The sequence below is a fragment of the Actinoplanes sp. NPDC051859 genome (genome assembly GCF_044452725.1).
In the GTDB taxonomy this organism is placed as follows: Bacteria; Actinomycetota; Actinomycetes; order Mycobacteriales; family Micromonosporaceae; genus Actinoplanes.
Map to the genome: position 1 here is coordinate 43,044 of NZ_JBITBX010000012.1, position 14,153 is coordinate 57,196.

11 protein-coding genes are annotated in these 14,153 nt (G+C 69.3%); 9 read left to right on the forward strand and 2 right to left on the reverse strand.

Annotation, left to right across the window (positions count from 1 at the left end; translation table 11 throughout):
* Nucleotides 1-2: 2 nt before the first annotated feature.
* From ACIA1L_RS26765 to ACIA1L_RS26785, 5 genes are all read left to right on the forward strand, one after another.
* Nucleotides 3-1,178, forward strand: coding sequence for a DUF6986 family protein (locus tag ACIA1L_RS26765; RefSeq protein WP_396075717.1), 1,176 nt, complete (start codon nucleotides 3-5; stop codon nucleotides 1,176-1,178).
* Between the two features lie 188 nt (nucleotides 1,179-1,366).
* The gene (allB, locus tag ACIA1L_RS26770; RefSeq protein WP_396075718.1) at nucleotides 1,367-2,680 is read left to right on the forward strand and encodes an allantoinase AllB; all 1,314 of its coding nucleotides are present in this window, start codon (nucleotides 1,367-1,369) and stop codon (nucleotides 2,678-2,680) included.
* Nucleotides 2,680-3,681, forward strand: coding sequence for an allantoicase (alc, locus tag ACIA1L_RS26775; protein ID WP_396075719.1), 1,002 nt, complete (start codon nucleotides 2,680-2,682; stop codon nucleotides 3,679-3,681). The genes allB and alc overlap by 1 nt, the downstream gene beginning before the upstream one ends.
* A gap of 80 nt (nucleotides 3,682-3,761) precedes the next feature.
* Entirely contained in the window at nucleotides 3,762-5,093 is a 1,332-nt protein-coding gene (locus ACIA1L_RS26780) for a phosphotransferase (protein WP_396075720.1), read from the forward strand.
* A 262-nt stretch (nucleotides 5,094-5,355) separates the two neighbouring features.
* The gene (locus ACIA1L_RS26785; RefSeq protein ID WP_396075721.1) at nucleotides 5,356-6,483 is read left to right on the forward strand and encodes a protein-L-isoaspartate O-methyltransferase; all 1,128 of its coding nucleotides are present in this window, start codon (nucleotides 5,356-5,358) and stop codon (nucleotides 6,481-6,483) included.
* A 74-nt stretch (nucleotides 6,484-6,557) separates the two neighbouring features.
* On the opposite strand, the gene ACIA1L_RS26790 is transcribed toward ACIA1L_RS26785, so the two are convergent.
* A complete protein-coding gene (locus tag ACIA1L_RS26790; protein ID WP_396075722.1) occupies nucleotides 6,558-8,135 on the reverse strand; it encodes a phospholipase D family protein in 1,578 nt (525 codons plus the stop codon).
* Nucleotides 8,136-8,228: 93 nt separating this feature from the next.
* On the opposite strand from ACIA1L_RS26790, the gene ACIA1L_RS26795 reads away from it, so the two are divergent.
* The 3 genes from ACIA1L_RS26795 to ACIA1L_RS26805 all read left to right on the forward strand — a co-directional run bounded on the left by ACIA1L_RS26795 (nucleotide 8,229) and on the right by ACIA1L_RS26805 (nucleotide 10,986).
* Nucleotides 8,229-8,354 (forward strand): hypothetical protein, encoded by a 126-nt coding sequence (locus ACIA1L_RS26795; RefSeq protein ID WP_396075723.1) that lies wholly within the window; start codon nucleotides 8,229-8,231, stop codon nucleotides 8,352-8,354.
* A gap of 86 nt (nucleotides 8,355-8,440) precedes the next feature.
* Nucleotides 8,441-9,649 carry a hypothetical protein gene (locus tag ACIA1L_RS26800; RefSeq protein WP_396075724.1) on the forward strand — a complete coding sequence of 403 codons (1,209 nt, stop codon included), beginning with the start codon at nucleotides 8,441-8,443 and terminating at the stop codon, nucleotides 9,647-9,649.
* 239 nt (nucleotides 9,650-9,888) lie between these two features.
* Nucleotides 9,889-10,986: a glycosyltransferase gene (locus tag ACIA1L_RS26805; protein ID WP_396075726.1), complete on the forward strand. Its 1,098-nt coding sequence runs from the start codon at nucleotides 9,889-9,891 to the stop codon at nucleotides 10,984-10,986.
* A 76-nt stretch (nucleotides 10,987-11,062) separates the two neighbouring features.
* On the opposite strand, the gene ACIA1L_RS26810 is transcribed toward ACIA1L_RS26805, so the two are convergent.
* Nucleotides 11,063-12,034 (reverse strand): LCP family protein, encoded by a 972-nt coding sequence (locus ACIA1L_RS26810; RefSeq protein WP_396075879.1) that lies wholly within the window; start codon nucleotides 12,032-12,034, stop codon nucleotides 11,063-11,065.
* Nucleotides 12,035-12,840: 806 nt separating this feature from the next.
* Between ACIA1L_RS26810 and ACIA1L_RS26815 the strand changes: the two genes are divergently transcribed.
* Complete coding sequence (locus tag ACIA1L_RS26815) at nucleotides 12,841-14,151, forward strand: sugar transferase (protein WP_396075880.1); 1,311 nt, start codon at nucleotides 12,841-12,843, stop codon at nucleotides 14,149-14,151.
* Nucleotides 14,152-14,153 lie beyond the last annotated feature (2 nt).

Consider the following 14,153-nt stretch of genomic DNA (forward strand, 5'->3'; position numbering starts at 1 on the left):
CCGTGCGGCTCAGCCACGACGACTACGTCGCGCTGGACGCCCGGCTCGCCACCCACGATGCGTTCCTGCTGGAGCGCTATCCGGGGGAGCGGGCCGGGCGCCAGCCGGTGCACACGGTCTACGTTCCCGCCGATCGGATCGCCGGCTTCCGAGACTGGGGTTCGCAGGCGCTGGCCGCACTCGACGAACACCCACCGCTGCCGTTCCCGGCCGCGCTGGAGGAGCGGGTTCGGGCCAAGCTGGCCGCCGAGCCGATCGAGGACCTGCGCGTCGACTTCGAGGATGGCTACGGCGTTCGCGACGACGAGCAGGAAGACGCCGCCGTCAAGCAGGCCGCCGCGGTGCTCCTCGACGGGCCACGTCCGCCGTTCACCGGCATCCGGATCAAGTCGCTGGAAGCTCCAACCCGACGCCGGGCGCTGCGCACGCTCGACCTGTGGCTCGCGCACTACTCAGAGCCGTTCGTGGTCACGCTGCCCAAGGTCAGCGGTCTTGACCAGGTCGACGCAATGGTCACCCTGTGCGAACGGCTGGAGGACGCATACGGGCTGTCGGCGGGCACCCTCCGCTTCGAGATTCAGGTCGAGCTGCCAGCGGCCGTGGTGGGCGCCGACGGTACGGCGACGGTGGCCCGCCTGCTGACGGCAGCCGCTGGTCGCTGCACGGGCCTGCACTACGGCACGTACGACTACAGCGCAGCGGCGGGCGTCGCCGCGGCCTACCAAGCGATGGACCACCCCGTCGCCGACTACGCCAAGGCCGTCATGCAGGCCGCCGCCGCCGGCACCGGGGTCCGCCTCTCGGACGGCTCGACCAACATCCTGCCGGTCGGCTCGGCCGTGGCGGTCCACGAGGCCTGGACATTGCACTGTCGCCTGGTCCGCCGGTCCCTGGAACGCGGCTTCTATCAAGGCTGGGACCTGCATCCGGCACAGCTGCCGACGCGTTTCGCCGCCACCTACGCCTTCTTCGCCGATGGCATGGACGCGGCGATCACCCGGCTGCGCCGCTACCTTGATCGCCAGGCTGGCGGCGTCCTGGACGAGCCGGCTACCGCCCGGGCACTCGCCGGTTATCTGTTGCGCGGGCTGGACTGCGGCGCGCTCGAACCAGACGCGGTCGGTTTCGCCCGCACCGAACTCGCGGCACTCGCCCTCCCACCGACCGATCGCCGCTGAGGCACCGCTGCCTGCCGCCGATCGCCACTGGGCGCGGCGGATCGCGCTGAGCGGGCCCGTCCGGGCCGCTGGGGAGTCTGCGGGCCGATGGGCGGGCAGTCTGCGTGACCGCCGTCGACTGCAGGCGGGGAAAGGCCTTCGCTGGATGTAGTCGCACGACGACTCAGGGCGGCGGTTAGGCTCGGGCCATGGTCGATCTCGTGCTGCGGTCCCGCCGCGCCGTCACACCCGACGGGGAACGTCCCGCCGCCGTGTGGGTCAGCGACGGGCGAATCGAGGCCGTCGAGGCGTACGACTCGCGGGTGGCTGCGGTGGAGGACATCGACCTCGGCGACCTCGCGCTGCTGCCAGGCCTGGTCGACACCCACGTGCACGTGAACGAGCCCGGCCGTACGGAGTGGGAAGGTTTCGCCACCGCCACCCGGGCTGCTGCGGCGGGTGGGGTCACCACCATCGTTGACATGCCGCTGAACAGCCTGCCGCCAACGGTCGACACCGATGCCCTGGCCGTCAAGAAGGAGGCCGCGGCGGGCCGCATCCACGTGGATGTGGGTTTCTGGGGCGGCGCGATTCCCGGCAACGCACCTGACCTGCCTGCCTTGCACGCTGCAGGGGTGTTCGGCTTCAAGGCGTTCCTCGCCGACTCCGGGGTGCCGGAGTTTCCGCCGCTGAACCCGGACCAGCTCGCCGAGGCGCTGGACACGGTGCCGGCCCTGTTCGTGGTGCATGCGGAGGATCCCGACGAGCTGCGCGTGGCGGCTTCGTCGCCTGCCTACGCTGACTTCCTCGCTTCCCGACCGTCGGCGGCCGAGCACGCCGCCGTCGCCACGGCGATTGAGGCTGCCCGCGCGGCTGATGCTCGCGTACACATTCTGCATTTGTCCGCGGCGACGGCGCTGCCGCTGATCGCCGCGGCCCGGGCCGATGGGCTGCGGATCACCGCGGAGACCTGCCCGCATTATCTGACTCTCGACGCCGGCGAGATTCCGGCCGGGGCGACCGAATTCAAGTGCTGCCCGCCGATCCGCGACGCCGCCAACCGGGAGCAGTTATGGGCGGCGCTGGCTGACGGGCTCATCACCTGTGTCGTCAGTGACCATTCGCCTTGCACGCCTGACCTCAAGCGGCAGGACACCGGAGACTTCGCCGCGGCCTGGGGCGGCATCGCCTCGGTGCAGCTCGGTCTGCCGGTCATCTGGACTGCTGCGCAGGCGCGCGGGCACACCCTCGCCGACGTCACCGGCTGGTTGGCCCGCAAACCGGCCGACCTGGTCGGGTTGTCCGGCAAGGGCCGGATCGCCGCCGGCGCCGATGCCGACCTTGTCGCCTTCGACTCCGGCGCCACCTTCGTGGTGGATCCGGCTCGGCTGCACCACCGCAACTCCGTCACGCCGTACGCGGGAAAGACCCTGACCGGCGTCGTCCGCACGACCTGGCTGCGTGGCCGGGCGGTGACCGGCGACGACCCGCAGGGCCGTTTCCTCACCCGGGAGGTCTCCTGATGGAAGAGTTCACCCGCCTGCCCGACCTTGCGTCGCGCCTCTTCGGTGGCGGGGTGGTGTTCGCCAACGACGAGTTCTTCGCCGCCGCCGACCATCTGGTCGACCCGGCGGCCCCGGTGTTCGCGCCGCAGACGTTCGGGCAGAAGGGCCAGGTGTACGACGGCTGGGAGACTCGCCGCCGCCGTGAACCCGGCCATGATGTGGCGATCGTGCGGCTGGGAGCGCCCGGCGTGATCCACGGCGTCGACGTCGACACGGCGTTCTTCACCGGCAACTTTCCGCCGTACGCCTCGGTGGACGGCTGCGCGATGGACGGCTATCCGGATGCGGCGCAGTTGGCCGAGGCGAGCTGGGTGCCGCTGGTGCCGCGGTCGCCGCTTGCCGGGGACAGCCAGAACCTGTTCGCGGTGGATTCGCGGGAACGTTTCACCCACGTGCGCCTCACTATCTACCCCGACGGTGGGGTGGCCCGTCTGCGCGTGCATGGCGAGGTGGTGCCGGATCCGCGGCTGCTGCCCGGCGTGATCGACGTGGCCGCGGCCGAGTACGGCGCCCGGGTCGCGAGTTGCAGCAACATGTTCTACGGCCATCCGCAGAATTTGATCAACCCGGGTCTCGCCCGGTCGATGGGTGACGGGTGGGAGACGTCTCGTCGCCGCGACGACGGCAACGACTGGGTGTTGGTGCAGCTCGCCGCGCCGGCTGTCGTCGAGCTTGCCGAGCTGGATACCAGCCACTTCAAGGGAAATGCCCCGGGTAGCGCGACGCTGCGGGCCATTGATGCCCGGACCGGTCTGCTGGATGATCCGGACGACTGGTTCGAGTTGCTGCCGCAGATCCGGTTGAGTCCGGATACCCGGCATCGCTTTCCGACCTCGGTGGTGCCGGTGGCGACCCATGTCCGGCTCGACATCTTCCCGGACGGCGGCATGGCCCGGCTGCGGCTCTTCGGCCGGCCGGACGCCGCCACGCTTCGCGCCCGCTACGAGGCCGTCACCTGATGACGCCCTGACCTCCGCGGGGTCATCCACAATCCACAGGGGTGGGCCGAACGGGGCCGCTGAGCGCTACGGTCTCTCGCGTGAGCCGGATAGTGACTCTTGTTCTCGTCGACGCGACGGGCGGCGTGCTGGGTGCGTTGCCGCCCTTCGATGTCGAGCTGCCGTGGTGGCAGGAAACCGCTGATGTAGTGGCGGCAGCCCGGGAACGCTACGGGGTTGAGGTGACGGTGCTGCGGCTGCTGGCGGCCGGTCGTCCAGCACCTCCCGGCGGGCCGGTCACCTACCTCGCTCAAGTCGCCGGAGCGAAGCAGGTCGCCGAAGCGAAGCAGGTCGCCGAGGCAATACAGGTCGCCGAAGCGAAGCAGGTCGCCGAAGCGAAGCAGGTCGCCGAGGCAATACAGGTCGCCGAAGCGAAGCAGGTCGCCGAGGCAAGACGGGTCGCCGAGGCGAAACAGGTCGGCGAGGCGAGAGGGGCGCCCTTGGCCCCTGACGAGGTCAGCGCCGGGCCGTCGCCGTTGCGGGCGCCCTGGGCAGCCGTCGGTGGGCCGGCGGCTTCTCTGTGCTGGGCCCGGGACTGCCTGGGCCGTGCCGAGGTCACCGTGACCCAGCAGCGGACGTGGAACCTGTCGGGAATCTGGCGCTTTGCTGTCGGCGGTGAGCCGGTGGCTTGGCTAAAGCAGGTGCCATCGTTCTTTGCCCATGAGGCGCCGCTGCTCAGGCTGGTTGCCAGCGTAGCGCCGCGGCTTGTGCCGACCGTTCTTGCTGCTGATGCTGACGGCCGGATCCTGCTCGCACACGTGCCGGGGGAGGACCGCTACGGTGCGGGCGGTGCCTTCTGCGCTGAGGTGGCCCGTGACTTTCATCCGGTGCAGGCGCACTTCGTGGACCGGACCGAGGAGTTGCTGGCGCTGGGTGTGCCCGATCGGCGTGCGGACCACGATCGGATCGTTGCGGTGGCGGCGCCGTGGCGTGACGCCATCGCTGGTCTGGACGAATTGGTGGCGGAGCTGCCGGCGCGGCTGGCCGCCATCGAGGCCTGCGGCCTGCCGAACACGCTCGTCCACGGCGACCTGCATCCCGGCAACGTGCGCGAGTCTGCGCGGGGAAGGGTCATCCTCGACTGGGGTGACGCGGGCGTGGGGAATCCGGCAACCGACATCTTGCGGCTCACCGAGGGCCTTGACGAACACCGCGCGGCGAGGCTCATCGGCGAGTGGGCTGGCTGGTGGCGGGAGTTGGTTCCCGAGTGTGATCCGCTGACAGTGGTGGCGCTGCTGCGTCCGGTGGCGGCGTTGCGGGCGGCAGTGACCTATCAGGACTTTCTCGATCACATAGAGGAGAGCGAATGGCCGTATCATCGCGCGGACGTCCCGGATCGCCTGCACGCGGCCGTCGCCGTCGCCCAGTCCTGACGCTGCACCTTCCGCGCCGTCGCCCAGTCCTGACGCTGCACCTTCCGCGCCGTCGCCCAGTCCTGACGCTGCACCTTCCGCGCCGCCGCCCAGTCCTGACGCCGCAGCTTCCGCGCCGCCGCCCAGTCCTGACGCCGCAGCTTCCGCGCCGCCGCCCAGTCCTGACGCTGCACCTTCCGCGCCGTCAGCTGGCGGAGGAGAGGGCGCGAACGGCGCCGGGCGGGGAGGGGCGTCGGGGACCAGAGCGTCCTACGGTGGGCAGATGACCGATTTGCGCCGCCGGTATGTCGAGCGGATTCGCCGCGATGGCGCGCCGCTGAGCCCGCAACTGTCCGAGGCCTTCGCGTCGGTGCCCCGGGAGCTGTTTGTGACCGAGGGCTTTCAGCGGCGGGATGGCACCTGGGCGCGGCCGGGAAGTGCGGGGTTCCTCGAGCGGGTGTACAGCAACGATGTGTTGGTGACCAAGGTGGACGGCGGGGTGCCAGTTAGTTCCTCCAGTCAGCCGTCTCTCATGGCGATCATGCTGGCCGCCCTGGCTGTCCAGCCGGGGGACCGCGTCCTGGAAATCGGCGCCGGCACCGGCTACAACGCTGCTTTGCTGACCGCGCTCGGTGCCCGGGTCACCACGGTCGACGTGCAGGACGATGTCGTTGCCCGGGCCCGTGCAGCCCTTCAGCGGGCCGGTGTCGAAGGAGTCCGGGTCGTCGCGGGCGACGGTTATGCGGGTGTCCCGAACGAGCACTTCGACCGGGTGATCGTCACGGTCGGGGTGGCCGGCTTGTCTCCGCACTGGCTGGCTCAGGCCGAGTCCCCACGCCCAGGTCCGATTGTCGTGCCGGTGGAGCACGCCGGCACCCATCCCGTACTCGCCGTCCACTGTGCAGCTTCTGGCTCCGATGTGGCCGGGCCGGGCGTGGTTACCGGTCGGGTCGTCTGTTCTTCGGGTTTCATGACGGCGGCCGGTCCGCTGACTGCCCGGCATCCCGGCGCCCATCCGCACCCTGTCCCGGCGACCGCCCTCACCGCGTTTCGTCCGGCCGCACCGAGCCGCTGGGAACACTCGCTGGACTCGCTGGCATACCGGGATCTCTGGTATGCGGCCGGTGTCTGGAGCACCCGGGCCACCCACGCGGCGGTGCCGGGCCGGGACGGCAGCACCCTGATCCTGCTGGATGAGGAGGGCACCGGCGGCGCAGCGATCCTGCCCGACGGCATGGTCCTCGCTGGCGGAGCGCAGGAACGCGAGTATGCGGCAGCGGCAGCCGGGATCGTGGATCGGTGGGAGGCGGCGAGCCGGCCACCGATGCAGGCCTGGCGCATCACCTTGGCCCGGACCGGCGACTCCGCCACCCCCATCTGGTGCCCCACTGCCTGGGATCTGGTGGATTAGTGGCTGTCCTGCCGATCATGGTGACGCTGGGCCCGGCGTAGGCAGTCAAGATCGGTAGGACAAGCCCTCGGTGCTCACCACGTGCCGGCGCGGCGGTCGCGCCACGGGCGGCCGTCCGGGTCGTAGACCATGCGGTAGGCGGGGACCGCCCAGAGCCGCTGGTGCCACGGGAGTCGCTTCGTCTCGTGCGGCACGAGGCGCCCGGGCGGGCGTGGACCGCGGCGGCCACCGCGGTGCCAGTCGCGGAGTGCGTCGGCGGTTGCGCGCACTGTGCGTACGGTGGCATCGGGGTCGATCAGGTCTTGGTCGTCGGTGCGGTCCAGATGCTCGCGCAGCAGCGCGAGTCGCAGGTCGCGGGCGTAGGTCCGCGCGCCGTCGCCCAGCCCGGCCGGATCCGTGGGTGTCCGCTCGTCACGGGTGCGGTCCAGCACCGTGCACGACAACTCGCTGTCGTGGGTCCACGAACGCCGGTTGAAGTTGTCGCTGCCGATGCTCGCCCACACGTCGTCGACGACGCACACCTTGGCATGCACGTAGACCGGGGTGCCCGCGTGGTTCTCGACGTCGAAGACGTGCACCCGCTCGGGCGCCGCCTTGTGGCAGAGCGAGATCGCCTCCGCGCGGCCCACCTGGTTGGGCGGCAGGGCGAAACGTCCGTCCACGTCCGGATGCCTCGGCACGACCGCGATGAGGTGCAGCTGAGGATTGTCGTTGAGGGCGTCGGCGAAGAGCTGCGCGACTTCCTTCGACCACAGGTACTGGTCTTCGAGGTAGATCAGGCGTCGCGCCCGTTTAATGGCTTTCGTGTAGCCGCGGGCGACGCTGCGTTCGCCGAGCTTGGCGAAACCGTAGGGCGGACGCATCGCCGGGTAGGTCCGCAGCACCTGGACGTCGTGTGGTCCGCACTCGCCGGGATCGGGCGGCTGTGGCGGCAGCCGGTCGGCGCGCAGGTCAGCGTGCCGGAGCGTGTCGGCGAGGGTGCTGATCGGGCCGTGTTGATCCAGTGGCACCGGATCGGTCCAGCGTTCCCGAAACGCCAGATCCAACGCGCCCACTACCGGACCGCGCAGAGCGAGTTGGACGTCGTGCCAGGGCGGATGGGTGCCGTACGCGGAAGCCATGCCGACCGCCTGCGGATCGCCGTGGTGGTCGGCGGTGTCGCGGCGACTGTGGCAGAGATCGATGCCGCCGGCGAACGCCACATCGCGTTCGGGTGCCCCGGGATGTCGCAGCACCACCAGCTTCTGGTGGTGCGAGCCGCCTCGGCGGACGCGCTGATCCAGCAGCACCTCGCCGCCCGCTGCCGCCACGTCCTCACTCAGCGTCCGGTTCTCTTCCTCGCTGTAGGCGAGTTTGTCGAGGTGGGAACGCCAAAGGAGGCCCTTGACCACTACCCCGCGCCGGGCGGCGTCGGCGAAGAGCTCGGCGATGGCCGGCCCCTTCTCCCGCATGCGCTCGTCCGGGTCGCCGCGCCAATCGGTGAAGAACAAGTGGTCGCCTTCGCGCAGCGCCTCGACCTCGGTCACCAACCGGTCGAAGTACGTTTCGCCGTGAATGAGGGGCTCGGCGGTGTTTCCCGGCGACCAGGTGGGTATCCGGGAGTCAGGGTTGCCGCGTTCGTCCGCGGTCAGGAACCAGTCCTGGTGTGACACGGGCAGCCCTTCCGAGGTCGACGACGCCCTCACGGTAGGCCGCTTGACCGTCGCGCGCACCCTGAGCCGCAGCTACCCCCACGAAGGATTCCGATGAGCAGTGAACCTCTGGCCCCGACCGCTGTTCCCGCCGACGCCGCCGCTGAGCGAGGCCTGCTCATCGCCATGGTGATCATGGTGTTGCTCGGCGTGGGTGGCATGGTGTTGATGTCCGGCTGACCGCCCGGCAGGCCGGTCCGCACTGCCGTCTATTCGTGACGGAGGCGGGCAGCGCCGACGCCGACCACTCATCCATACTCGTCGTCATGACGGGGCAGCCGGCGTTCCACAGCGCCATCATCGAGGTTCTTCCGGCCGAGGCCGCCACGGGCGTGACCAAGGCCGTCTGGACGCCGGCTGGCGGTCCGTTGATGGTCGTGGTCCCGCCCGGCACGGTGGATGGCTCGGTGGTGTGGGTTCCCACGCCGGCCGGCACGGTCGCGGTGACCATCCGGGTGCCCAGCTACCCGGTGGGACCCGCGCTGGTGCCCGCCGGCCCGCCGATCGGCTCGGGCCTGCCACCGGATCCTGTCCGCGCCCGCCGCCGCAACGCGCTCATCGGTTCGTCGTTGGTCGTCGTCCTGGTGCTGGGCTGCTGCGGCATCGTCCGCGCCTTGGGATCCGACAAGGCGGCCAAGCGTGACGAGGTCGTGGCGGCGGCCCCGACGACCGCAGCGCCGGCGACCCCTAACCAGTACGCCCAGCTGCTCGCCGCCTCGGACAGCGCGCTCAAGGTGCCGTTCACCGCGCTGAACACCGGCGATGCTGCGGCTTTCGCGAAGGCCGCGCCCCCGGCGGCTACCGTGATCCGTGCCGAGGCGGGCAAGCTCCGTGCTGCCGTGCCCCCGGCCGGCGCGGAGTCGGCGCATGCTCAGCTCACCCGTCAATTGGCTAGTCTCGGGGACCTGGTCGACGAAGCGGCGAGCGCCCGGCGCGACTGCCCCGCAGCCTCGCCGTACGCCTCGGTGTTGCAGTCCGGCTGGGCCGATGGCGTTCGCGAGGAATCACGACGGCTCGGGGCGACGAACCCCACCTTCAGGTTCGGCACTTTCCTGCCGGCCGCCCCGAAAGAACAAAACCGGCGGCTGAAATCGGGCACCTTCGTCGTTCGCTCTGGCGGCGGTGGTCTAGGTCACTTGAAAATCAAGAACGGTGCTGCTGATACGGCCGTCTCCTTGGTTCCGGGCAAAGGCAAGAAGCCCAAGCCGGTTTTGACCGTGTACGTCCGGAGCGGCGGCACCTACACGGCCACGGGAATCGCCGACGGCACGTACCGCATCTACACAGCGTCGGGTAAGGATTGGAACGCGAGCCGGAAAGGGTTTACCCGCAACTGCACCTACAGCAAGTTCGATGACACGTTCGCCTTTACGACAACGTCCACATCTTCCTCGATCTGGACAATTACTCTCACTCCGGTCGTTGGCGGCAACGCGTCCACCAGCAATGTCGACCCGAACGCCTTCCCCAACTGAGCCGCGTTCCGGGCGCCGAGAGACCGGTGGCGCTCTGACGGTATTCTTCGCGCCCAGATCGACATTCGGCCCGCGGCTCGGTCGCGCCCCGTCGATTGGCAAGATGATCTCGCGCGGTCCCGATATCCGCGCAGGGTTGAGACAGCGCGTCATCGGCAGGACGCCGCGCCGCCGATGGCACCAGACATAGGGGAGAACATGACGATCGCCGTGCGACGTCGGGCGGCCGGTGGTCGGCAATGACCACTTTGCTAGCCGATCGTAAGGTCGCCGTGGTGCACGAGTGGTTCGGAGCGACTGGCGGCTCCGAGGCCGTCTTCCTCGCTATCGCGGACCTGCTTCCCCAAGCAGAACGACTGGTCCTCTGGACCGACGAAGGTGTGCCGGCCGAGGAGCTGGGCCTGCACGAGTCGTGGTTGGCGCGTACGCCGCTGCGCCGCAGCAAGGCGCTGTCGCTGCCGGCGATGCCCCTGGTCTGGCGGACGCTGACCGACCAGAAGTTCGACGTGGTGGTGTCGTCCAGCCACGCCTTCGCGCACACCGTCAAGCTCGGTCGTCCCGAGCACACCCGGCACCTGAGCTACATCCACTCGCCCGCCCGCTACGTGTGGAGCCCGGACTTCGACGGCCGCGGCTCGCATCCGGCGCTGAAGCTGCCGCGCAAACTCTTGCAGGCGACCGATGTGCGGCTGAGTCGGCACGTGCACGCGTACGCGGCGAACTCCCGCGAGGTGCAGGGTCGGATCAAGCGGTTCTGGAATCGCGACGCCACGGTGATCAACCCGCCGGTCGAGGTCGACTATTTCTCGTCCGCGCCGGTGGAGCAGCAGCACCAGTCTCGGGATTACCTTCTCGGGATCGGGCGCTGGATTCCGTACAAGAACTTCGACCTGATGATCGCTATCGCGGACGCCGCCGGCCTGCCGCTGGTGATTGCGGGTTCCGGCCCGGAAGAGGAGCGATTGCGCCAGCTTGCGGCGCAGGCCCGGGTGCCGATCACGTTCGAGGTGCGCCCGGAGCGCGACCGGCTTCGTGAGTTGTACTGGGGGGCGCGGGCGCTGCTGTTCCCGGCGCACGAGGACTTCGGCATGATTCCGGTCGAGGCGCAGGCTTGCGCTACTCCGGTGATCGGGCTGAGCCGGGGTGGTTTGCTGGAGACGGTGGTCGATGGCGAGACCGGCTTCCTCGTCGACTCGCTGGAGCCCGCGCCGTACGCGCAGGCGATCGGCCGGCTCGGCGAGCTGTCGCAGGAGCGGATCCGCAAGCAGGCCGCGGAGTTCTCGGCTGACCGCTTCGCGGCCCGGATGAGCAGCTGGATCAGCGACTCCGCCGGCTGACCACCGGATTGGCGCAGGAAAACGCCGGCTGGGGCGAAAGCCCCAGCCGGCGTTTTCTGCTGCCCGACGTGTTCGGCTACTTCTTCTTGCTGGCCTCGGCGGCGGCGGCGATCGCCTTGGCATCGTCCTTGCGGACGGCGTCGAACAATGCCTTCGCTTTCTTCTCGTCCGGCAGGACGACACTCTGGTCGCCGATCATGCCGGTGCCCTTGTAGGGGGAGGTGAAGAACTGGAGCTTGTCGCTGCGCATGTGACGCAGGTCCATGGCCGTGCTGATCAGGTTCAGGTTTTCGTCGACGCTCACCGTGTCGGTGGTGGCGTTCAGGAAGGAGTTCAACTTGGACGGGCTGGTCACCGTGCCGCCGGAGACGGCCTTGTTCAGGATGGCCTTGATGACCTGCTGCTGGTTCTCGATGCGGCTGAAGTCGCCTTTGCCACCCGGATTGTCGTACCGCTCGCGGGAGTAGTCCAGCGCGGCGGCGCCGTCCATGGTCTGCTTGCCGGCTGCGAAGTGCCGAATGCCGTTGGCGTTGAGGGAGTGCCTCGAGGTGAAGGCCGTCGGGACGTCGATCTCCACACCGCCGAGGGCGTCGACGATCTCCTTGAAGCCGCCGAAGTCGATCATCGCGACGTGGTCGATGCGCACCCCGGTGTAGCCCTCGACCGTCTGCACCATCAGCGGGGCGCCGCCCCAGGCGTACGCGGCGTTGATCTTCGCGTTGACGCCGCCGCTGGCGCCGTCCTTCGACTTGGGGACCGGCACCCAGGTGTCGCGCGGGATGGAGATGAGCTGGGCCGCCGACATGTCCTTGTTCAGGTGCATGACGATGATGGTGTCGGTGCGCGAGCCGCCCTTGTTGCTGGGATCGCGGGTGTCGCTGCCGAGGAGCAGGAAGTTCTTTGCGTCTTCGGCGCCGGCGTCCTTCTTGGGCCGGGACGCTTCGGGCACCGAGTCGAACGCGTCGACCCGCTTCACGTCGCCCTCGATGTCGCGCAGGTACAGGCCGACGCCGACGAGACCGATGCCGGCGAGGATGACGGGCACCATCAGCACAATGAGCGCGATGCGCCACTTGCGCTTGCGGGCAGCCTTCGCGGCGTCCGGCTGGTGCGGCCCGCCGGGCTCGCCGGTCGCCGGAAATATTTCAGTGGCGGCATCGTTGTGCATCGGCTGTCGGGTCAGCATGGCGACGATCGTACTCATGAACGCAACCGCAGCTCACATTCGTTGTGGGCAAACCTGGGGGGACTCGCGGGGTTGACGGCGGTGAGACCGGGCGAATCGCGGCATAAGCGAGCACTGAGCGATGATCGATCTCACCTTACTGTCCGCATCGGTCGGGGCCGATCTCGGTGGCGGCGGCCGGTCGGCGTCACTCGATGTGACGATCCGCTTCCGGACATTGACCGCCTATATCCGCGCACATCGACCGCGAGCTGGCGCCTATTCACGAAACCCTTTACGATTCCGCACTGATCGTGGCGGTCGAGGCCGCGTTCACGGCACGGGGGATCTGAATGGTGCATATTGGTCCAACCTCAGCGGATCGGCAGACGGTGGCACACTCCGCAGACAACAGCGGTGAGCTGCCGGTCATCGGCATGAGCGGGCGGACGTCGACCGAGTCGTCCGACCGGCAAGCGCCGTCCCCGGACAACCGGCTGTCGCAGGCCATTCCTGCCCAGCGCAGTCCGGCTGAGCGTGCGCCGCGCGGCAACGCCGCGGTGAAGCCCGCGGCGGAACCCGAGACCGAGACTCAGTCGGAGTCGGAGTTCGGGCCGGTCGGCTCAACTGTGGTCCTGCCCTACCTCGGCACGTCGACGGCCAAGCGGACCCAGTGGCTGCGGGCCTGGATGCTGGCCCTGCCGGCGGACTTCGTGGCCGTGGCCGCGCCGATTCTCTGGAGCCAGCAGTATTGGCGGGCCCACCTGGCGACCGCTGTGCTGACGGTGACGTTCTTCGCCTTCGGCGGTCTCTACCGCGCGCGCCGGCATCTGAGCGCATTGGACGAACTGCCCAGCGTCTACGGCCGGATGCTGACGGCCACAGCCGCCGTGGCGATGATCATGGCCGTCCGGCATGACTCTCTCGAATACATCGACGGCTTCCTGCGCCTAGCCGCGGTCTCGGCGATCCTGTTGCTGCCGGCCCGCGCGGTGAGCCGCATGGTGACCCTGACGGCTCGGCGGCGTCGGTGGGTGGAGCACGGCACTCTCATTGTCGGCGGTGGCCCGGTCGCGATCGAGTTGGCTCGGCTGCTGCGTCGCTATCCGCAGTACGGGCTGCGCTTCGCCGGTTTCGTGGATGTGAACGCGGCCGAGCACAACCGCAAGGAGAGCATGCCCCTGGTGGGCAACGTCGAGGATCTCGGCCGGCTGATCCGCAACACGGACTGCGACGTCGTGATCATCGCGGACGTGGACTGCCCGGATGAGCGCCTGCTGCGCACGGTGATGGCGCCGGATCTGCAGGACTGCGATCTGTGGATGGTCCCGCGCCTACGCGAGTTCCCCCAGCAGTCCGGCGCCCCCGACCAGATCGGCGCCATTCCGATCATCCATCTGCGCCGCCCGGTGCTCACGGGTCCGAAGTGGGCGATCAAGCGGACCTCGGACGTGATCGCGTCCGGCCTCGCGCTGCTGCTGCTCAGCCCGATCCTGGCGGTGTGCGCGCTGGCCACCTTCCTGGAGGGCGGCCGCGGCATCATCTTCCGTCAGCAGCGGATCGGCCGATATGGCGAGCCGTTCGATGTGCTGAAGTTCCGCTCCATGCGACCGGCCAACGAGAACGAGTCGCAGACCCAGTGGAACATCGGACACGACCCGCGCGTCGGCCCGATCGGCCGCTTCATGCGGCGTACCTCGCTGGACGAGTTGCCTCAGCTCTGGAACATCCTGCGCGGGGACATGAGCATCGTCGGTCCGCGGCCGGAGCGGCCGTACTTCGTCGACCGCTTTTCCGCGGACTATCCGGAGTATGCGATGCGCCACCGGGTGCCGGTGGGTTTGACCGGCCTCGCCCAGGTCAGTGGTCTGCGCGGCGACACCCCGATCTCCGACCGGGCCCGGTTCGACAACTACTACATCGAGAACTGGTCGCTGTGGCTCGATGTCAAGGTCATCCTGCGGACCATCGCCGAGGTGTTCCGGGGTGGCGGCCGCTGAGC